Origin of the sequence: Actinoplanes rectilineatus (genome assembly GCF_000962825.1) — a bacterium.
GTDB lineage: Bacteria > Actinomycetota > Actinomycetes > Mycobacteriales > Micromonosporaceae > Actinoplanes > Actinoplanes rectilineatus.
In genome coordinates, this window is record NZ_JZKF01000018.1 from 73,165 (window position 1) to 93,344 (window position 20,180).

The window sequence follows — 20,180 nt, forward strand, 5'->3', positions numbered from 1 at the left end:
TGATGTCTCGCCGCGACATCAGAATAGCGATGTCGCGGCGAGACATCAAGGGCTGCGTGGCTACCACCACGAGAGACGCGCGGCGAACGGATCGGCGGCGGGGAAGACTTCGGTGCCGCTGATCCGGGTGGTCCGGGCCGCTCCCGGACGGTGGGCGGAGAACGGCGCGGGCGGGACGTGGTCGCGGATGAACGACGCCCAGATCTCATGGACCACGCGGGCCGCAGCCGGGTCGGCCGGGCGCTGCCGGGGCGGGACCGTGGCCAGGTGGCCGGGACCGCGGTACCAGACCGACCCCAGCTCAGCGCCGTGTTCCGCGCCGAGTTCGTCCGGTTCGATCGGCCCGTACAGGTAACGGAAGACCGGCAGGCCGGACGCCGCGGCGTGGTCGGCGAAGCGGGTGGCCGGGTTCTGGAAGACCAGGTCGCCGCCGACGGCACGCCAGATGCCCAGGCCGGTGTGCTCCGGCAACCCCGCCCGGTAGCGCGCCACGATCTCGGCGCCGGTCAGGCCCAGCGGGACGACACGCTCGTGCAGCAGGGACGCCGCGTCGGTGAAACCGAGATCCACGGGGTGCACGGTGGCGTGGGTGCGGTACTCCGCCGTGGTGCAGCCGATCATCATCGGGACCGGGGCGAGATCCGCCCGTGTGGGGTGTACGGGGAGCGAGACACCGTCGATCACCGGCTGGAAGGCGACGCCCAGCATGGCCACGTCGCCGTCACGGTCGGCGTCGTGGGCGGTGTACGACTCGTCGCAGACCGCCTTCTGCGCTCGCAGAACAGCGCTTATGTCGGAGATATCAGGAGATGAACTGAAGAAGCGCCCGGATACCCTCGCCGCATCGGCGGGACGCAACACGGCCACCGACGCGCCGGACTGCGGAAGCGCCGCGTGGAACAGACCGCGGGCGGCGGGCATCGCCATCAGGGTCGCGACGGCGAACCCGCCGGCGGACCGTCCGGCGAGCGTCACCCGGCCGGGGTCGCCGCCGAACGCGGCGATGTTGTCGCGTACCCACTCCAGGGCGGCGATCAGGTCGAGCAGGCCCCGGTTGTCGGGCGCGTCGGGCAGGTGCAGGAAGCCGAGCGCGCCGAGCCGGTGGTTGGCGGTCACCTCGACGATGCCGGATGCGGCGAACGCGCCGGTCTGCAGGGCGCCCTCGTTCGCCGAGCCGACCGCGTACCCGCCGCCGTGGATCCAGAACAGCACCGGCGCCCGGCCGCCGACGTCCGGGGTGCGGACGTTGACGGTGAGGAAGTCCTCTCCCCCGGTCAGCGTGGACGCCGCCCGGGTGCCGACCGGGCCGTAGGTGGGGACCTGCGGGCATACCTCACTCAGGGCGGTCGCTTCGCGAACACCGGACCACGGGGTACGCGCCTGAGGCGCCCGGAAACGACGGGAGGCGGTGATCGGCTCCGCGTAGGGGATGCCGAGGAACTCCCCGATGCCGTCCCGAACACGTCCCCGCACGGTGCCCGCGGTGGTGGAGACCTCGACGGCGTCGCTCACAGGACCGCCTCGCCGAGGGTCATCATCAGCCGGTTGGCCCAGGCGAACATGGCGGCGACGGCCAGCGCGTCGCGGATCGCGTCGTCGCCGAGACCGGCTTCCCGCAGGGCCGTGACGTCACCGGCGCCGACGGTCGGCGGGGTCGTGGCGGTGTGGGCGGCGAGCGCCACCACCGCCTGCTGCAGCGGGTCGCCGAGCACCGACGGTCCCTTCTGGGCGAGCAGGACGCTGGTCCCGGTGTCGCCGGAGAGCTGGATCTGGCGGCGGCCGTGGACCGACGCGCAGTATTCGCAGCCGGTGACCAGGGAGGTGCCGAGGGCGGCGAGTTCCCGGTCGGCGCGGCCGAGCGCACCGGCGACGCCGGGGCTGCCGGTCATGATGGCGTTGTAGAGGGCGGTCCGTTCGGCGAGGACGGCCGGGTCGTGCAGCAGCGTGAGGTAGAACGGCGACCATTTCGCCGGGGTGCGGCTGTCCGAGCCGGGTTCGACGCCGGGCACCCGGGCCGGCGGCACCCACGGGTCCCACCGGTAGACCGGGAATTCGGTCTCGTCCGGGCGCAGCGTCGCGGTGAAGTGCGGCGGTTCCGAGCCCGCGAGCTGCGGATCCGAACCCACGACCCGCGGCGGCGCCGGGGTGGTGTCCGGGTTCTCGTCCAGGGCGGCCAGGCCGCGCAGCAGGCGGACCAGGTAGCTCACGTAGGCGACGACCTGCGCCACCGCCACCGTCTGGGGTGCGTCCAGGCCGAGGTCGCCGAGCAGGTGGACGTCGTCGCGGCCGAGGTCGCGCGGGTCGAGGGCCATCTGTTCGGCGTGGGCGAGGATCCCGGCGGTGCGGGGTCCGAGGCCGGCCCAGTGGGACGGGTCGCCGACCGGTCCGGCGTCGCCGCCGAGTTCCGCGGTCCAGTGCGCGGCCAGTTCGCGGTGGTCGTTGACCTGCGCCACCCGCAGGGCGATCCGCAGCCGGTCGGTCCGGGACAGCCCGCGCTCGTCGACCGGCCGCAGGACCAGGTCGTCCAGGGCCAGGGTGGAGGCGCGGACGTCGTCGCGCAGTGTCCCGAGTGCGGCCAGTGGATCGTCCCCGACGAGGGTGGGGATCGCAGAGGTGGCCCGTGGTGTGAGCGGCGGGGCCGGTTCGTCACTGATCAGGGCGACGACCGAACCCTCCTGGCCCGCACGGCGCATCCGTTCGATCAGCCGCAGCGCGGCCCCGAGACTGTCGGAGACGGTGACGACCTCGTCGACGAGGGGTGCGTCGACGGTGGCGGCGATCAGCGTGGGTCGCTGCTGGAGGCGCAGGCGACGGCCGACCGGTGCGCTCACCGTGGTCGCGTCGGCGCCGAGCACGAGCCACGTGGGTTCCGGGTGCGGTTCCAGGGCGAGCTGGTCGAAGAGGTCGTCGAGGCCGAATTCGGGACGCCCGTCGAGGACGTACCAGTGCGGGCGGGTGCCGAGGTCGATCGCCGCGGCGGAGACGGAGTCGGCCGGGTGGAGACGGCCGCCGTGCCGCCGGATCAGGTCCAGGACGGCGGCCGGGGTGTCGCGCGGGACGACCGCGACGAAGTCGAGGTCGAGCAGCCGGGCGAAGTACGCGAGCGCCGCGGCCGTGGTGTCGCCGCCGGCCCGGACGAGGGTGGTGCCGGGACCGATGTCGCCGTTGGCCAGGCCGAAACGGATCAGGGAGCGGGCGGTCCGGTGCTGCACCGAGCCGGTGGGCTGCACCGTCTCGTCCTTGAGGTAGAGCCGGATGCCCCAGTCGGCCGGCAGCGGGAAGAGCCGCAACGGTGTGGTCCCGGTGCGGTGGGTGTCCGCCTCGATGGCGCGGATCGCCTGGTGAACCCAGGTGCGGTCGGCGGTGGGCATGGCGGGACTCCGTCCGTGGGGGCGCCGGGGAGGACCGACGGGGTGCGGGAGATGACCGACATTAGCTGAGCTGATACCCCAACTGGTTTGATGGTGCGCATGATTGAGGTACGTCACCTGCGGCTGTTGCAGGCGCTCGCCGCCGAGGGCTCGATGTCGAAGGCCGCGAAAAGGCTCGGCACCACGCAATCGGCGGTGACCCAGGCGGTGAAGCTGCTGGAGGAGCAGTTGGCGACGCCGCTGCTGGTGCGTACCCACGCGGGGATCCGGCTGACCGACGCGGGCGCGGTGTTCGTCCGGCACGGCGAGCAGATCCTGACCCAGATGGCGCAGGTGGAGGCCGAGGTCGCCGCGGTCGCCGGGCTGCGGGCGGGCACCGTGCGGATCGCCTGTTTCCCGAGTGCGGCGGCGACGATCCTGCCGCGGGCGCTGGGCCGGGTCACCCGGTCGCATCCGCAGTTGCGGTTCACCCTGACCGAGGCGGAGCCGCCGCGGGCGCTGCAGTTGCTGCGCCGGGGCGAGTGTGACATCGCGGTGGTCTACGTCTACGCCGCGGACAGCGATCAGGAGCTGGGCACCGGCGCTCCGGTGCCGGTGCTGCAGTCGGACGAGGTGGCGGTGCCGCTGGTCACCGAACATCTGCACGTCGGCATGCCGGCCGGTCATCCGGCGGCCGCGGCGACGTCGGTGGACGTGCACGAGCTGGCCGGGGAGCGCTGGATCGCGGGCTGTGTCGAGTGTCGCGGCAACCTGCTGTCGCTGTGTTCGGCGGCCGGTTTCCAGCCGGAGATCGGGTTCGAGACCGACGACTACGTGGCGTTGCAGGCGCTGGTCGCGGCGGGTCTGGGGGTGGCGCTGGTGCCGGATCTGATGCTGGCCGCGGTACGCCCGGATCCGGGTCTCGCGGTGCGCCGGCTGGTGCCGGTGACGGCCAGGGTGGTGAGTTCGGTGACCACCGAATCCCTCGCCTCGGTGCCGGCCGTCCGGGTCACCTCGGAGGCGCTGGTCGAGGCGGCCGCCGAGGTTCGGGAGGCCATCGACGTGTCGTTCGCCTGATCACATAACCGTCGCAGTGCTTGCGCGGTGCAGGTCAGTGCTGGGTATCGTCTCGCCTTATAGGGGCAAGCAGTGCTCCGTAAAGCATGGTTTGACGATAGGAATGGCATGTCTACGCCCCGATGCCGGGTCGCCGTCATCGGTGCCGGCCCCCGCGGTCTCGCCGTCGCGGTCCAGCTCGCCGGACGTCCCGGCGCCGAGGTCCACCTGATCGACCCGCTGCCCGGCGGCGCGGTCTGGGACCCGGCGCAGGACCCCGAGCTGCTGATGAACTCGCGGACCCGGCAGGCCACCGTCTTCGCCGACGACACCGTCGACGCGGCGGCCGGCGGTGAACCCGGTGTGCACGGACCGTCGTTCCACGAGTGGCACGTCGCCGCCGGTGGCGCACTCGGGCCGGACGACTTCGCCACCCGCGCCCACTTCGGCGAATACCTGCGGTGGGTGGTAAGCCAGCTGCGCGACCAGGGCGTGCACATCCATCCGCACCGCGTGACCGCACTCGCCGAGCTTCCCGACGGCACGCAGGCCCTCACCCTCAGCAACCACCGGATCGTGTACGCGGACAGCGCCGTTCTCGCACTCGGGCACCTCCCGGCCGCGCCGGACGACGACGGGACCGTGCTCAGCGCGTACGCGAAAAGCCACGGCCTGCCACACGTCGGACCGGGACCGGCGACGGCGGCCGCGCTGCGCGGGGTGAGCGCGGGCCAACCGGTGGCCGTGCTCGGTGCGGGGTTGAACTTCTACGACGTGCTCGCGCTGCTCACCGAGGGCCGGGGCGGCCGCTACCAGCGTAACGGAGACGGCCGGCTGCGCTACGTCGCGTCCGGTGACGAGCCGGTGCTGCTGATGGGTTCCGGACGCGGCGTGCCCTACCTGGCCCGCGCGAACCGGCCCGGACCGGTGACCCTGGAGATCGTCACCGACGAGGTGGTCGAGCGCTGGTCGGCGGCCGACGGCACGCTCTCGTTCGCCGAGGACGTCTGGCCGCTGATGATCGCCGAGATGTCCCGGGCCTGGACCGTCGCGGGCGGCACCGGGGAGTTCGACCTGGACGCCCTGCTCGACCCGTTCGCCGGCGGAGCGGACGGAGCAGCCGGGCCCCGGGACGTCGCGACGCTGACCGCCCGGCTTCGTGACCTGCTGACAGCCGACCTGGACTCGGCACTCGCCACCCCGCGCGGCCCGGTCACCGCGATGGGCGAGACCCTGGCCGTGCTCAAGGACCGGGTCCGGACGGTCGTCGCCGCCGGAGGCATCTCCCGGGAATCCGTGCTGACCGACCTGCAGGGCTGGTTCCGCAGCGCCGGCGCCTTCCTCGCCGCCGGACCACCCGCGCTGCGCGTCGAACAGGCCCTCGCGCTGGTCGACGCCGGACTGCTGAAAGCACTCGGCGCGGGCATCCGGGTGAGCACCGCCGACGGCCGGTTCCTGATCAGCGGACGGGACCTGGCCACACCGGTCACCGTCCGCGCGCTCGTCGAGGCCCGGCTGCCCGCCGACGACGCGGAACGCACCGCTGACCCGTTCGTCCGCGCCCTGGTCGACGACGGGTACGCCACTCTCGCCGACGGTGGACTGGTGGCGTCGCGTGCCCGTACCGGAGAAGACACCGCCTGCCGGTTGCGGGACGCCCAGGGTGAGTTCAGCGCCCGCCGGTTCGTGATCGGACTGCCGGTGCAGCCCCAGGAGTGGAACATCGCCAACCTGCCCCAACCCGGACGGGCCGACCGCACCCTGCAACAAGCACGGTCCATCGCCGACCAGATCGTGCCGAGGAGAAGCTCGTGACCACCACCGTCATCCGCCACGCCACCGTGCTCACCGCCACCGTCGAGCAGCCGGTACTCACCGACGCCCGCATCGTCGTGGTGGACGGGCAGATCACCGAGGTGGGGCCGGACACCGGCGCGGTCCCGGCCGGGGCCGTCGAGCTCGACGCCCGCGGCTGCACGGTGGTGCCCGGCCTGCACAACCTGCACGACCACGTGGCCCGCAAGACCCTGCGGATCTCCCAGCGGACCAGCAGCTACCGCTCGCAGAGCGACATCCTGATGCGCCAGCCACCGGAATATCTCGCGCTGCACACCGCCGCGAACCTCGCCGCGCAACTGGCCTCCGGCGTGACCACGATCCGCGACTTCGGGCTGCCCGGCGCGGGCGGCATCCAGGCGATGCGGGCGGTCCGCGACGGCGTGATCCCGGGGCCGCGGCTCTACTCCGGCGGCGACCCGATCTGCATCACCGGCGGGCACAGCAGCAACTGGGGTGCGATGGAGGCCGACGGCGAGGACGCCGTGGTCCGGGCGGTCCGCACCCAGATCGGCCGGGGCGCCGCGGTCGTCAAGTTCATGGGCTCCGGCGGGCTCGGCACGTACCCCGAGGAGGAGCCGGGCATCCCCGAGTTCACCGAGGCGGAGCTGCGGGCCGGGATCACCGAGGCGCACAAGTTCCACAAGCCGACCGCGACGCACGCGTACTCGACCGAGGCGATCCGCAACGCCGTCCGCGCCGGGTCGTCGACCATCGAGCACGGCGCGTTCATGGACGACGCGGTGGTCGCCGAGATGGTCGCGCACGGCACCGCGTTCGTCCCCACCCTGTCCAGCGTGGCCGGGATCGGCTGGCAGCACCGCCTGTACGGCAACGAGTACCTGTTCGGCCGGATCCAGAACGAGATCGTCGGACGGCACATGGCCAGTGTCGCGCTCGCCTGGAAGGCCGGTGTCCCGGTGGTCACCGGCACCGACACCAGCGGCGAGGTCGTCGAGGAACTGGAACTGATCGCCGAGGCGACCGGCGCGGACCTGCTCGACGTGCTGGCCGCCGCCACGCGTACCGCCGCGACGGTGGCCCGGCACGACGACATCACCGGCACGATCGTCCCCGGCCTGCGCGCCGACCTGCTGATCGCCGAGGGTGACCTGCTCACCGAAGGGTTCGAGGTGCTGCGCCGGCCCCGCTGGGTGCTGCGTGACGGCGTCGTCACCCCCGGCACACCGCTTCCGCTCGGAGTCCGGCTCAGCCAGCTCCGCGGGCTCGTTTAAGAAACTCCGAAGGGAAACATAGTGACCATCAGCCGTCGTTCCGCCCTTTTCGGGGGCATCGCCCTGCTCGGGCTCGCCGCGTGCAGCACCTCCGCGACCGACTCCTCGCAGCAGGACTCCTCGGCCGGCGGCGACGCCCTCACCATCACCGGCTTCTCCGGTGCGTTCGCCGACCAGTTCCAGGCCGAGGTGATCGACCCGTTCCAGCAGGCCAACCCGGGCACCAAGGTCACCTACACGCCGGCCACGAACTCCGCCGAGCTGCTCGCCGGACTGCGCACCAACACCGGCAAGGCCACGTACGACCTGGTCATCATGGACTCGTCGGTGTCCACCACGGCCAACGCCGAGGGACTGTTCGAGAAGCTGGACGCCTCGATCGTGACCAGCCTGGCCGACCTGGTCGACGCGGCGGTCATCGACGCCGGCTTCGGCCCGGCGATCACCATCGACAGCCTGGCGTTCATCGCCAACCCGGCCAAGTTCGCGACCCTGCCGTCGAAGTGGACCGCGCTGGCCGAGGCACAGTACAAGGGCCAGCTCGCCCTGCAGATCGCCGACACCCGCGGCATCGCGCTGATCGCCGGCCTGTCCAAGGAACTCGGCCTGGACTACAAGACCTCGATCGACGGCCAGCTCGCCGAACTGAAGAAGTTCGCCGCCAACACCCAGACGTTCTCGCCGCAGCCCAACATCTACGACGCGATCCGCTCCGGCAGCGTCGGCATGGGCGTCGGCTGGAACGCCCGCGCGCAGGCCCTGCACGACGAGACCCCGAACGAGCTGATCGTCGCCGTCCCCACCGGACTCGGCGTCGCCCAGATCAGCACGATCAACCTGGTCAAGACGTCCACCAGGAAGGACGTCGCGCAGAAGTTCGTCGAATTCGCCATCGGCGCCGAAGCGCAGAAGCGGCTCAGCGAGTCGGCGTTCTACGGCTCGGTCAACAAGAACGTCACCGTCGCCGCGGACATCAACGCCCGGACCGCCTCCACCACCGGGCTGCTCGCCGACGCGGCGCCGATCGACTGGAACTGGATCGCCCCGAACTACGCCGGCTGGGTGCAGCGGATCCAGCGTGAGGTCATCGGTGGCTGAGCTGCGGGTCGCCGGGCTGGTCAAGCGGTACCCGGGAGCGGCGTCACCCGCCGTCGACGGTGTGGACCTGACCGTCGAGCAGGGCGAGATGCTCGCCCTGCTCGGCCCGTCCGGCTGCGGCAAGACCACCACCCTGCGGATGATCGCCGGACTGATCGAGCCGACCGCCGGCACCATCAGCGTCGACGGCCGCGACCTGACACGTACACCCGTGCACAAGCGGGGCATGGGCATGGTGTTCCAGTCGTTCGCCCTGCTGCCGCACCTCACCGTGGCCGGAAACGTGGCGTTCGGCCTGGACATGCGGCGACTGCCCGCCGCCGAGAAGAAGAAACGGGTCGCCGAGATCCTCGACCGGGTCCGGCTCGGGCACCTCGCCGAACGGCGGATCGGGCAGCTCTCCGGCGGCCAGCAGCAACGGGTCGCCCTGGCCCGCGCCCTGGTCGTCAACCCGAGTGTGCTGCTGCTCGACGAACCGCTGTCGGCGCTCGACGCACAACTGCGGGAGTCGCTGCGGACCGAGATCCGGGAGATGCAGCAGAACGCCGGGATCACCGCCGTGTTCGTCACCCACGACCAGGACGAGGCCCTGTCGATGGCCGACCGGGTCGCGGTGATGGACAACGGGCGGGTCGCGCAGATCGGCACCCCGCAGGAGATCTACGAGAACCCGGCGGACGTGTTCGTCGCGACGTTCATCGGCCGGGCCAACCTGTTCGACGGCGAACTCACCGCCTCCGGTGTCGTCGTGCCCGGACTGGGGACACTGCCGGTCACGTCGGACCGCGCGCACGGGCCGGTCACCGCACTGCTGCGGCCGCAGGCGGTCCGGCTTTCTGCCGACGGTCTGCCCGGCACGGTACGGTCCGCGTCGTACACCGGCGACCAGGTCGCCTACCAGGTGGACGCGGCCGGGCACACCTTCCTGGTGGACACCGTGGCCGCCGGGGCGCCGCTGACCCGCGGCGATGCCGTGCACCTGGCCTGGGACGACACCGCCGTCCGGGTGTTGCCGCCACGGGACGCCTCGTGAGCCGATCCTGGCGGCCGCCGGTGGCCTGGGGACTGCTGCTCCCCGGACTGGGGGTGCTGCTCTTCGCGTACGCGATGCCGATGCTCTGGGTGTTGCGGATGGCGTTCAACCGGTTCACCGGCGGGGGCGGCATCGAGATCACCCTGACGCTCGACTCGTTCGCGGACGTGTTCACCGACCCCTACTACCTGCGGGTCGCGCTCACGACGGTGAAGCTCGGTCTGCTGGTGGCGGCGATCACGGTGCTCGTCGCGTACCCCCTCGCGTTGTTCCTGGTCCGGACGACCTCGAAGTGGCGAGGCCTGCTGACCATCCTGGCGATCGCACCCATGCTGGTCTCCTCGGTGGCCCGCACCTACGGCTGGATGGTCGTGCTCGGCAATCAGGGCCTGCTCAGCGCGGTGCTCACCGGGCTCGGCCTCACCGACACTCCCCCACAGCTGGCCAACCAGTTCGCAGGCGTCGTCATCGCCCTCGTGCAGATCTTCCTGCCCTACGCGGTGCTCGCGATGACCAGCGGATTCGGCAGGCTCGACGCCACCCTGGAACAGGCCGCCGCGTCGCTCGGCGCCGGCCGGATCACCCGGTTCCTGCGGGTCACGCTGCCGCTGACCCTGCCCGGCGTGCTCACCGGCCTGCTGCTGGTCTTCGTGCTGACCATCAGCGCCTATGTCACCCCGCGCCTGATCGGTGGCGGACGTGTCTTCGTGCTCGCCTCGGAGATCTACGACCAGGCCACCAACCAGCTCAACTGGCCGCTCGCCGCGGCACTGTCCCTGGTCCTGGTGATCGTCTTCGGCATCGCGGTCACCGTCTTCGGACTCCTGCAACGCCGGGTGGAACGGTGGGTGAGTGGACGATGAGAACCTCCGGCTGGGTGCAACGCACGGTCGTCTCTCTGGTGTACGCGTTCCTGTGGCTCCCGATCCTGGTGGTCGCGGTCGTGTCCGTGGACACGTCCACCTTCCTCCGGTTCCCGCCACAGGGGTTCTCGCTGGAGCCGTACCACACGGTCTTCACCACCCCGGAATTCACCACCGGTCTCGTCAGCTCGCTGATCATCGCCGTGTTCACCACCGTGGTGACCCTGGCCGTGGCGATCGGGGCGTCCCTGGCCTTCACCCGGCACACGTTCCGCGGATCCGGGACGGCACAGTCGTTCTTCACCTCACCGCTGCTGGTGCCGAACATCGTCCTCGGCCTGGCGTTACTGCTGCTCTTCGCACCCCTGGGACTCACCGACACGTACACCGGACTGGTCCTGGCCCATGTGGTGCTCTGCCTGCCGTACGCGATCCGCACCATCACGGTCAGCCTGTCCACGGTCGACGTGGCCGGGGAGGACGCGGCCCGGGTCCTCGGCGCCTCACCGTGGACGACGTTCCGCCGGGTCACGCTGCCGCTGATCCGCCCCGGCGTGGTGGCCGGCGCCGTCCTGTCGTTCCTGGTGTCGTTCGACGAGGCGGTGGTCTCCCTGTTCCTGTCCGGCTTCGACATCACGCCGCTGCCGGTGACCCTGCTCGACCACCTCGAGACGCAGGCCGGCCCGGAGGTGGCCGCGCTGTCGATGCTGCTCATCGCGTTCTCGCTGGCCGCCGTGCTGGCGGTGGAGCGGGCCCTGGGCCTCGGCCGCAGCCTGCGTGCCTGACCGGTGAACCGGCCGTCCACCACCACGGAACTCCGGATCCGACGGCAACGCCCCGCATGATGCCCTCGAACGGCACAGTGGTGACCGGGTGAGCCCGGCACGAAGGCCGGACCCACCCGGGTATGCCGTCAGACTCCGAGGGCGGAGCGGGCGGCGTCGATCTCGGAGAAGAGTTCCTCGTGGCAGTCGAAGCCGCGGTCGATGCAGTCCAGGTCGACGCCACACTCGCGCTGCCGCTGACGTAACAGCGGGTAGTGCGTCACCGACGGCGGGAACGCCAGCGGATCCGCGTCGCGCGGTTCGCCGACCTGCAGCCAGCCGTTGAGAGCATCGCGGCTGATCAGCCCGGCGGTGATGGCCGACGCCCACGTGGTGAACAGGGACGCCACGCTGTCGGCCGCCCGGACCGTGTCCCAGGCGTCCGGGGTGAACTCGTAGCGCCAGACCTCGCCCTCGTGACCCGCGCCCAGCACGAACGTGAAGAGGATCAGGTCGAACCGGAACAGCGGAACCTGCTGCCGCCACGGGAACGGCGTGCCGATCGCGAAACCGAGACTGTCCAGCGCCTCGCCGGGGTCGGCCGGCCAGGCGAGACCGGCGCCGGTCGCCGCCGCCCGGTAGGCGGCGACGGCAGCACGCAGGTCCTGCGGGTCGTCGAGCATCAGGGAGATCCCGGCGCCTGAGGTGTCATACACAGGCTTGTGTACGGGAGCGTACGCCGCCCTGCCGATCCTCGTTGTCACCTGGGGGACAGTCCTGACCGGATGGACTCCGTCAGTAGGGCGGGAGTTCCACGGGGCATTCCGCCCACTCCCGGCGGCGCAGCTTGCGCAGCAGCAGGGTGTCTCCGGTCCGGGTCAACCGGTCGCGTGTTGCGGCGCGTAACGCCCGCAGGTCGCCCGCGTCGGCGGAGCGTCCGGCGGCGTGCAGGAGATTCACGGCGTACCCGAGAGTGAAGGGATGTTCGGGGCCCTGAACAGCGGCGGCGCGCTCGTGGGCCTGGCGCAGCAGGCGGACGGCGGACGGGCGGTCACCGGCCACGTGATGGTCGACGCCCTGGCCGGCGACCGCGCACAGCGACACCCAATGGTCGGCGCCGAGAACCCGGGCGGCGGCCGGAACCGCCTCGTCGTCGTGGGCAGCGGCGCTCCGGTGATCGCCGGTGTGCCGCTCGGTCGCGGCCGTGTTGATCAACGCTGCGATGGTGGCCGGGTGCCCGTCGCCGTCGATCTCCCGGTGTGCGGCCAGAGTGTCGCGGGACAGCGCCAGCGCCTCGGCGGGGTGACGTTCGCGGAGCGCGTTCGCCGCGGTCATCGCCATCGCCAGGGTCAGCGGATGGTGGTCGCCGCGGTCGTCGCGGCAGCGGGTGAGGGCGCGCCGGGCCAGCGGGATCGCCGCCTCGCTGTCACCCTGGGCGGTCAGCGCCGCGACCTGGGTGCGCATGGTCAGCAGGACGAAGATGTGGGTCGGCCCGATCTGCGCCTCCGCCGCGGCGGCGTCGTCGTCGAGCATCCGCAGGCAGTCCCGGTAGCGGCCCAGGTGATAGAGGTCGATGGCGCAGTTCAGCCGGATCACGACGTAGTCGGGTCCGCGGGCGCCCACCAGTTCCTCCTCCCGCGCCAGGTTCTCCCGGTCCCGGGTGAGCGCCTCCGCGAAACGGCCCAGCATGCGCAGGTTGACCACGAGGTTGTTGACATTGCGCATGGTCTCGGCGCTCGACGGTCCGAAGGTGCGGCGCGAGTCCTCGAGGGTGCGGAGGTCGATCTGGTAGGCGCCACGGTAGACACCGGCGATCCGCAGGCTCGCGCCGTAACTGTTCGCGGCGTACAGGGTGGTCCGGTGGGCGTTGCCCAGCCGCCGGCGGGCCCGTCCGAGGATCTCCTCCAGGAGCTGCTTGGCATATCGGGTGTCGCCGAGTGAACGGGCCGCGTTCGCGAGGACCACCGCCACGGTCAGGGTGTCCTCGTGCCCCGGGCCGAGGCTCTCGGTCCACAGGCCCCACGCCTCCTCGGCGAACTGGCGGCTGCTGTGCAGGTCACCGCGGAACTCCAGGTAGCCCAGATGATGCAGGACCAGCTGCCGGATCCGGTGGCCCGGGCCGGCGAGACAACCGGTGAACCGCAGATGCGGGGTGACCATGGCGTGCACCGGCCAGGTCGCCGGGTCGGCCCAGTCCGGCACGGACGCGTCCGCCGCCGCCAGCAGCACCTGCGCCGAGGTCCGCAGGAGTTCCTGGCGTTCCTCCCCGACGCGGGCCCGGACCGTCGTGCGGACCAGCCGGTGCAACTGAACGGTGCCGCGTTCGGCGTCGAACCGGGCCAGGGAGAGCCGGCCGATGCTCGCCAGGGCCTGATCGAGCCGCAGCGGATCGGCGAGCAGGTCGCGGGTCTCCGGTGGCAGGTCGTCGTCCGCGCCGAAGGCGAACAGCCGGCGGTCGACGGGTTCCGGGCCGAAGAACGCGGCGAGCTCGAGCAGCCGCACCGCGACCGGATCGGTGCCGGAGAGACGGTCCAAGGTGACTCCCCAGGTCGCGGCCACCGACATCGGGTAGTCGGTGGCCTGGTTCGCGCCGAGCAGGTCCGTGGTCCGGTCGGCGAGGATCCGCAGGTAGTCGCCGACCCGGGTGCCGGACGCGTCCAGCCAGGCCGACGCCTGTTCCAGGGCCAGCGGCAGGTCGCCCAGCTGTTCGGCGAGCCGCAGGGCGTCCCGCTCGATCACCCCGGGGTTGCGCCTGTGGACCAGGGCGACGCTCTCGGCCCGGCTCAGCACCTCGACCTCGACGGCCTCCGCGTAACTCGACCAGGTCCGGTCCCGGGACGTGATGATCACCCGGCCGGTCGAGGCCGGTGGGGCGGCCTCCGGGACGTACCGGCGCAGCGCTGCGGGTGACTCGGCGTTGTCGAAGACGATCAGCCAGCGCCGGAACGGCACACCCCGCCGCAGACCGTCCCGGACCCGGGCCACCGTCCGGTCCGAGCTGTCCGGGTCGGCGATGCCCATCGCGGCCGCGATCCGCTGGAACGACGACCGCAGCAGCGCCTGCTGTTCGGCGGGGATCCAGGCCACCAGGTCGAACGACGACTGGTGGCGGTGGGCGTACTCGATGGCGAGCTGGGTCTTGCCGACACCACCGAGACCATGCAGGGCATGGGGTACGAGAACAGTCGCGGTGTGGCTGCCGATCGGCTGACGATCCAGGGCGGCGAGAAGGTCACCGCGGCCGGTGAAGTGCAGCCCGCGGGGCGGGACGTCGAGCCAGACCGCCGGCGGACCCGGCGCCGGCTCCGGGGGCGGCTCGGGCGTGGGCGCCACCGTCAGCTGCGGATCGGTGGCCGGGCGGTCGGCGGCGACCGTGAGGACCACGGTCACGGCGACGATCGCCACCAGCCCGCCGAAGAGCCACGGATCCCAGCCCGAGGTGAGCACGTTCGTCAGCCAGCCACCGACGGCGACGAGCACCGGCAGGGTCCCGACGAGCAGGGGTTTGCGGAGGTGGCGGGACAAACGCGTCATCCTCCCCCCGGGGCGACTGACGGCGACCAATATACGCGGCCGCCCGGCTCAGGTGGGGTGGATCATCTGGTGCAGGAACGCCACCCCGGCCGGGACGGTGGCCAGTCCGGCCAGCAGGGACTTGGGGACGTTCTCGCCGGAGACGTAGGTGAGACCGCCGACCACACCGCCCGCCAGCAGGGAGATGCTGAGGATGACGGTGGTGCGCAACGTCAACAGGCCGGGTCGGGTGGGGGTGCTCGGCATGGGGGAACCTTCCTGCGAAACGGGGACGGCACCTCCTGTCGGCGGGACTCGGCGGGTGTTCATGGCGACCGGCTGTCGACAAGCCGACAATGGGCCTCTGGTCACACGTACCGGAGCGGGTTTGGCTTCTGTCGTTGATCTTCCTTAGGTTTGGGGTGAGATGCGTAGACACACCCTCGGCAAGCTGCTCCAGCACGTCCACGTGAACGGGCCGCTGTCGCGTGCCGCCCTCGCCGAGCGGATGGGGGTGAACCGCAGCACGATCCTGGCGCTGACCTCCCAGCTCGCCGCCGCCGGACTGGTCCGGGAGGAACCGCCCACCGACACCACCGGGGCGGGACGGCCGTCGTTCATCGTGCTGCCGCAGTCGCAGCGGGTCTACGTGCTGGCCTTCGACGTGGCGGTGGACCGGCTGGTCGCGGCCCGGGTCGGGCTCGGCGGGCCGGTGCTGGACCGGCGGGAGACGCCGCGCACCCGGGCCGGGGTGGACCTGGACACCGTGGTCGGCAACCTCGCCGCCCTCGGCGAGGAACTGCTGGCCGCGGCGCCACCCGGGGCGGTTTGTGTGGGAATCGGGGCGTCCTACTGCGGGATGATCCGGCCCGGCGACGGAATGGTCCGGTACGGGCCCGAGATGGGCTGGGTCGACCAGGCGTTCGGCGCCGAACTGGAACGGGCGCTCGGCATCGGCCTGCCGGTGGCGGTCGGCAACGAGGCACACATGGGCGCACTCGCCGAAGCGGCCCGCGGCGCGGGCACCGGCTCCCAGAACCTGATCTACCTGCACGGGGACGTCGGGGTGGGCGGCGGTGTCCTGGTCGGCGGGAAACTGCTCGGCGGCGACGGCGGGTACGGCTGCGAAGTCGGGCACATGGTCGTCAACCCGGTCGACGGACGGCCGTGCCTGTGCGGGTCACAAGGCTGCCTCGAGGCGGAGACCGGCGAACACGCGCTGCTGGAGGCGGCCGGCCGCGCCGACGGCCGGACCGGACGGCAGGCGGTCCGGGCGGTGGTCGACGACGCGGCGGCCGGCGACCCGGCGGCGTCCGCGGCGGTGGCCCGGATCGGCGACTGGCTGGGCATCGGCGTCGCCAACCTGATCAACCTGTTCAACCCCGGGGTGGTGATCTTCGGGGGGATGCTGCGTGACGTGTACCAGGTGGCCGAACCACAGGTCGCCAGCCGGATCAAACGGCACGCGATGCCGGTGTCGCGGGACCGGGCCCGGCTGCGACTGTCCGGGCTGGCCGACGACGCGACGCTGATCGGGGCGGCGGACCTGGGGTTCGCGGCGCTCATCGCTGATCCGCTGCGATCCTCCTGAGCCGCGCCGACGCATCCCCGGTCAGGGGCGTGCCATGACCGAAACAGGCGATTCCGACGTCCAAGGCGGCCTGCCGGCGCAGGGAGTCGACCGCGCGGTCGTGGTCGACGTTGAACACCCCGAGGATCACGGTGCCGTCCGGCAGACGGGCGACGGTGTCACCGGTGAACAGGATCCGCGGCTCCGGCAGGTAGTAGGCGACACTGCCCGGGGTGTGACCGGGCACGTGCACGGCCACCGCGTCGACGCCGCCGAGGTCGATGGGGTCGCCGTCGGTGAGCTCCCGGTCCACCCGCACCGGGCCGGGCAGGACCCGCGGCGGGAGCTGCTCGAACAGCGGCCGTTCCCAGTCGCGCAGGACCGGCGGCGGGCCCGGTTCGAGTCCGCGGATGATCGGGGTCTCGGTGCTGTGCGCGTACACCAGGACGTCGCCCCACCCGGCGATCGCCGCCGCCGAACCGACATGGTCGTCGTGGAAGTGGGTGAGCAGCACCCGGCGCACGTCGCTCGTCCGGAAGCCGAGGCCGGTGATGGCGTCGGCGACGGCGGGGGCCTTGCCGACCTCACCGGTGTCGATCAGGGTGAGGCCGTCCTCCCCCACCCACAGGTAGGCGTGGCCGACCGGGAAGGCCAGCATGTGCAGGCGTGGTTCCAGCGTGACGACGTCCATGCGGCGACCCTAGGGCTTGTCCTGCCGATCGGATGGCGACGTCTGCTGACAGGCGAAATACTGGGCGGATGGCCGATGACTGTCTGCTGTGCCGGGTCGCCGAGGCGGACGCGTTCTTCCACCGCCGGCGGGTGTGGGAGGACGACCTCTGGCGGCTGTCGGTGGTGCTGCGGGCCGCGGCGGACGCGATCGCCGAACGCCTGCGGTGACGGCTCAGGACGGTGCGTGCTTGGCGACGTGCACGGCGAACGGGTCCAGGCCGACTTCGGCGCGCCGCTCGTCCAGGCGGTCCGGGTCCTCGGACGGCCACGGCAGCGGCCGGCCGTTCTCGACCCCGGCGATCTGGGTGCCGTAGAGCTGCGGCCGCCCCTCGTTGACCAGCACCCGGTCGTGGAGCATGGCCAGCTGGGTGCGGTCGGCGTCGCCGGCGTCCACGGCCGCGGTCATCAGTGCGAGGGCCCGCCGCTGCACGTCGAGTTGCCGGTCCGCGTGCTGGGCCACCAGCCACGCCCGCCGGGCCGCCTCCTCCCCCACGAGGCGCACGCCGGGCCAGCCGCGCTCGTCGATGATCTCGCTGAGCCGGTCGGCGTTGCGGGTGGTGACCCGGCGGTGGGCGAGTTGCGCGGCGGGGTCGCCGCTCAGGGCGCCGGCCTGCAGTTCCCGGTCCTCGTCGGTCATCGTGACCAGTTCTTCCGCGAGTGTCATCGGCCCACCGTAGAACCCCCTTGATCCACTCAAGTCGATAGCCGAGAAGGAATCGATGTTCGTCTTTTTTATAAGCTTGATGAGGCCCCGGACTCCAGATAGACCTCCACGTCGTAGAGGAGCCGGACCGGCTCGCCGTTGGTGACGCCGACGAAGACCGGCTCCGCGGCCGGCGTCCGCCCCAGCCGCCAGACCTCGTCGCGCGCGGCATCCCGCGACTCGCGGTGCACCTTTCCCGCCCGATGCAGGTCCAGCACGCGGCGCGCGGTGGCCCTGTCGGCGTCCAGCTGAATCCGCATCACTGGCACGACTCACCTCCTTACCAACGTTAAACTGGTTTACCACTGTAATAGGATGCGGGACATGACGGTATGGCTGCGCCCGGAACCGGAACGTCCCCGCCGGGGAGTGCCGCTGACCCGCGACCGGATCGTCGCGACCGCGGTGACGCTGCTCGACGAGCAGGGTGCGGACGGCCTGACGATGCGCAGACTGGCCGAGCGCCTCGCCGTCACGTCGACCGCGCTCTACTGGCACGTCACCACGAAGGACGACGTCCTCGACCTGGCGCTCGACCACGTCTTCGGCGAGGTGTCGCTTCCGGACACCAGCAACGACTGGCGCGCTGACGTGCACGCCCTGACCGCGCGGTGGCGCGCGGTGATGCTCCGCCACGCGTGGGCGCCGGGGCTGATCGGCCGGCCCATGCTCGGCCCGAACGTGCTGGCGCGCACCGAGTTCCTGCAGGCGGCGCTGGTCCGCGGCGGTTTCGCCGACCGCGCGCTGGCCGTGCTCACCCGCGTGGTGGCCAACTACGTGATCGGCGCGGCCGTCACCGAGGCCACCGCGCACCGCGCCGACGCGCAACGGCAGGTGGCCGCCGACCCCGAGACCTACCCGACCCTGATCGCTTCCGGGCATCTCGACGTCGGCCGGTGGAGCGACGACGACCTGTTCGAGCGGGGTCTCGCCGCGATTCTGGCAGCGCCTCAGCCGGGCCCGGAGAAGTAGGCGACCGTCGCGTCGTCCGGGAACCTCAACTCCTGGACCCGGCGGACGACCTCAGCAGGCCCGTCCGTGTCCAGCAGCCTCAGCAGCCCCGGCCAGTCGGTGGCGTGGAAACGGTCGACCAGGCTGCTCGCCCCGTTGCTGAGCAACGCTGCCGACCTGAACGCCGGGCGACTGCCGACGAGCGCCTCCTCGACGACGCTCGGATCGTCCTTGACCACCCAGAATCCGCCCGGACTGTTGCGCCGGGACCGTAGTTCCGCGAGCAGTTCCGCACGGTCCTCGACGCCCGCATCGAGCCGTCTCTCGATGTCGCCGGCGATGACGACCTCGCGCGGATCGTGGACCACCACCGGCGGGCCGCCCGGGACGTCGATCAGCGCCACCGCGTCCCCGAGCACCAGCCACTCCGCCCGTCCCTCGGCGAACCGCAGCATCGCCACCGCCCCGAAAGGGCTGCTCCCGTGCGTGACCTCGCACGTGTCCCGGTGCATGTCGGCGACCGCCGTGATCCCCTCGGCCAGCACCTCCCGCAGGCCGGCCGGCTTTCCCAGCCCGCCGGGAAGCAGGCCGGCCGACTTTCCCAGCCCGCTGGCGAGCAGGCCGGCCGGCTGGGACAGCCCACCGAGGAGCATGCCGCCGAGCCGGCGCGCGAACCAGGCCACCCCGTGCCGGCAGACCTCCGCCGCCCCGGGAACACCTCCGGCGCCGTCGACCAGGACCATTCCTCCGGGTACGCCTCCGGCAAAGTCCTCATTGGCCCGCCCCGGATGCCCTCCGGCCGTGGCCATCCGCAGCATCAACGTTTCCCCGCCAGTTCGTCGAACTGTTCCGCCGTCAGCGCCGCCACCGGCAACGCGGTGAGGCCGGGTCGCGCCCGCATCCCGTCCAGGATGATGGTCAGGTATCGCCGGTAGAGCTCCGGCCGGACCGGCTGGGCGAACGCCTCCACCCCGCCGAGCATGGTCTCGATGATCGGCAGATCGGTCGGTTCCACGTCGGGCCGCAGCACGCCCGCCTGTTGCGCCCGCCGCACGACCGCGTCCATGGCCGGCACGAACCGTTCCCGGATCCGGGCCACCCGGTCGTGCCCGTACGTGTTGTGCAGGAGCACTTCCCGCAGCCCGTGGTCGGCGGCCATCAGCGCGCTGAACCGGCGGAACATCTCGGCGAACCCGTCCCAGGTGTCCGCGCGGGCCAGGGACTCCTCGGCGAGCGCGATCATCCGGTCGAGCTGGTCGTCGAAGAGCGCCTCGACCAGCTCCTCCTTGTTGGCGAACCGGCGGTAGACGGTGCCGACGCCGACACCGGCGTGCCGGGCGATCTCGTCGAGGGTCACGTCCAGTCCACGCTGGGCGAACATCTCGCGGGCGGCCCGCAGCAGCAGCTCACGGTTGCGGGCCGCGTCGGCGCGCAGTGGTCTCGGCGGGCCCGGAGTGCTCATCCCCACACCCTATC

20 protein-coding genes are annotated in these 20,180 nt (G+C 71.9%); 10 read left to right on the plus strand and 10 right to left on the minus strand.

Annotated elements, in window-relative coordinates; translation table 11 throughout:
• Positions 1–60: 60 nt before the first annotated feature.
• Positions 61–1,512, minus strand: coding sequence for a carboxylesterase/lipase family protein (locus WH85_RS16225; protein WP_045742696.1), 1,452 nt, complete (start codon positions 1,510–1,512; stop codon positions 61–63).
• A complete protein-coding gene (locus WH85_RS47020; protein WP_052720482.1) occupies positions 1,509–3,371 on the minus strand; it encodes a peroxidase-related enzyme in 1,863 nt (620 codons plus the stop codon). Before WH85_RS47020 ends, WH85_RS16225 begins: the two co-directional genes overlap by 4 nt.
• A 99-nt stretch (positions 3,372–3,470) precedes the next feature.
• On the opposite strand from WH85_RS47020, the gene WH85_RS16235 reads away from it, so the two are divergent.
• The 7 genes from WH85_RS16235 to WH85_RS16265 all read left to right on the plus strand — a co-directional run bounded on the left by WH85_RS16235 (position 3,471) and on the right by WH85_RS16265 (position 11,256).
• Entirely contained in the window at positions 3,471–4,427 is a 957-nt protein-coding gene (locus WH85_RS16235; protein WP_045742758.1) for a LysR family transcriptional regulator, read from the plus strand.
• 108 nt (positions 4,428–4,535) lie between these two features.
• Positions 4,536–6,221 carry an FAD/NAD(P)-binding protein gene (locus WH85_RS16240; protein WP_045742697.1) on the plus strand — a complete coding sequence of 562 codons (1,686 nt, stop codon included), beginning with the start codon at positions 4,536–4,538 and terminating at the stop codon, positions 6,219–6,221.
• Positions 6,218–7,477 carry an amidohydrolase family protein gene (locus tag WH85_RS16245; protein WP_052720484.1) on the plus strand — a complete coding sequence of 420 codons (1,260 nt, stop codon included), beginning with the start codon at positions 6,218–6,220 and terminating at the stop codon, positions 7,475–7,477. The genes WH85_RS16240 and WH85_RS16245 overlap by 4 nt, the downstream gene beginning before the upstream one ends.
• 21 nt (positions 7,478–7,498) lie before the next feature.
• Positions 7,499–8,575: an extracellular solute-binding protein gene (locus WH85_RS16250; RefSeq protein ID WP_045742698.1), complete on the plus strand. Its 1,077-nt coding sequence runs from the start codon at positions 7,499–7,501 to the stop codon at positions 8,573–8,575.
• Positions 8,556–9,608: an ABC transporter ATP-binding protein gene (locus WH85_RS16255; RefSeq protein WP_211275374.1), complete on the plus strand. Its 1,053-nt coding sequence runs from the start codon at positions 8,556–8,558 to the stop codon at positions 9,606–9,608. Before WH85_RS16250 ends, WH85_RS16255 begins: the two co-directional genes overlap by 20 nt.
• A complete protein-coding gene (locus tag WH85_RS16260; RefSeq protein WP_045742700.1) occupies positions 9,605–10,471 on the plus strand; it encodes an ABC transporter permease in 867 nt (288 codons plus the stop codon). The genes WH85_RS16255 and WH85_RS16260 overlap by 4 nt, the downstream gene beginning before the upstream one ends.
• Entirely contained in the window at positions 10,468–11,256 is a 789-nt protein-coding gene (locus WH85_RS16265) for an ABC transporter permease (RefSeq protein WP_045742701.1), read from the plus strand. The genes WH85_RS16260 and WH85_RS16265 overlap by 4 nt, the downstream gene beginning before the upstream one ends.
• Positions 11,257–11,384: 128 nt before the next feature.
• Here the strand turns inward: WH85_RS16265 and WH85_RS16270 are convergent, their stop codons facing one another.
• The 3 genes from WH85_RS16270 to WH85_RS16280 all read right to left on the minus strand — a co-directional run bounded on the left by WH85_RS16270 (position 11,385) and on the right by WH85_RS16280 (position 15,015).
• Positions 11,385–11,951: a hypothetical protein gene (locus tag WH85_RS16270; RefSeq protein ID WP_052720485.1), complete on the minus strand. Its 567-nt coding sequence runs from the start codon at positions 11,949–11,951 to the stop codon at positions 11,385–11,387.
• Between the two features lie 79 nt (positions 11,952–12,030).
• Complete coding sequence (gene fxsT, locus WH85_RS16275) at positions 12,031–14,760, minus strand: FxSxx-COOH system tetratricopeptide repeat protein (protein ID WP_045742702.1); 2,730 nt, start codon at positions 14,758–14,760, stop codon at positions 12,031–12,033.
• A gap of 57 nt (positions 14,761–14,817) precedes the next feature.
• Positions 14,818–15,015 (minus strand): hypothetical protein, encoded by a 198-nt coding sequence (locus tag WH85_RS16280; protein WP_052720486.1) that lies wholly within the window; start codon positions 15,013–15,015, stop codon positions 14,818–14,820.
• A 160-nt stretch (positions 15,016–15,175) separates the two neighbouring features.
• On the opposite strand from WH85_RS16280, the gene WH85_RS16285 reads away from it, so the two are divergent.
• The gene (locus WH85_RS16285) at positions 15,176–16,339 is read left to right on the plus strand and encodes an ROK family transcriptional regulator (protein ID WP_045742703.1); all 1,164 of its coding nucleotides are present in this window, start codon (positions 15,176–15,178) and stop codon (positions 16,337–16,339) included.
• Here WH85_RS16285 and WH85_RS16290 read toward each other — a convergent pair.
• Positions 16,311–17,009 carry an MBL fold metallo-hydrolase gene (locus tag WH85_RS16290; RefSeq protein ID WP_045742704.1) on the minus strand — a complete coding sequence of 233 codons (699 nt, stop codon included), beginning with the start codon at positions 17,007–17,009 and terminating at the stop codon, positions 16,311–16,313. The genes WH85_RS16285 and WH85_RS16290 overlap by 29 nt on opposite strands.
• Positions 17,010–17,077: 68 nt before the next feature.
• Here WH85_RS16290 and WH85_RS50405 point away from each other — a divergent pair, with 68 nt between their 5' ends.
• Entirely contained in the window at positions 17,078–17,218 is a 141-nt protein-coding gene (locus WH85_RS50405; RefSeq protein ID WP_157411028.1) for a hypothetical protein, read from the plus strand.
• 4 nt (positions 17,219–17,222) lie between these two features.
• On the opposite strand, the gene WH85_RS16295 is transcribed toward WH85_RS50405, so the two are convergent.
• Entirely contained in the window at positions 17,223–17,714 is a 492-nt protein-coding gene (locus WH85_RS16295; protein ID WP_045742705.1) for a DUF6624 domain-containing protein, read from the minus strand.
• 68 nt (positions 17,715–17,782) lie between these two features.
• Positions 17,783–18,013, minus strand: a complete 231-nt coding sequence (locus WH85_RS16300) for a hypothetical protein (RefSeq protein ID WP_083449033.1) — start codon at positions 18,011–18,013, stop codon at positions 17,783–17,785.
• Positions 18,014–18,077: 64 nt separating this feature from the next.
• Between WH85_RS16300 and WH85_RS16305 the strand changes: the two genes are divergently transcribed.
• Positions 18,078–18,725, plus strand: coding sequence for a TetR/AcrR family transcriptional regulator (locus WH85_RS16305; protein WP_083449034.1), 648 nt, complete (start codon positions 18,078–18,080; stop codon positions 18,723–18,725).
• Here WH85_RS16305 and WH85_RS16310 read toward each other — a convergent pair.
• A complete protein-coding gene (locus WH85_RS16310) occupies positions 18,704–19,522 on the minus strand; it encodes a hypothetical protein (RefSeq protein ID WP_245673954.1) in 819 nt (272 codons plus the stop codon). The genes WH85_RS16305 and WH85_RS16310 overlap by 22 nt on opposite strands.
• Positions 19,522–20,166, minus strand: a complete 645-nt coding sequence (locus tag WH85_RS16315; RefSeq protein WP_045742708.1) for a TetR/AcrR family transcriptional regulator — start codon at positions 20,164–20,166, stop codon at positions 19,522–19,524. The genes WH85_RS16310 and WH85_RS16315 overlap by 1 nt, the downstream gene beginning before the upstream one ends.
• Positions 20,167–20,180 lie beyond the last annotated feature (14 nt).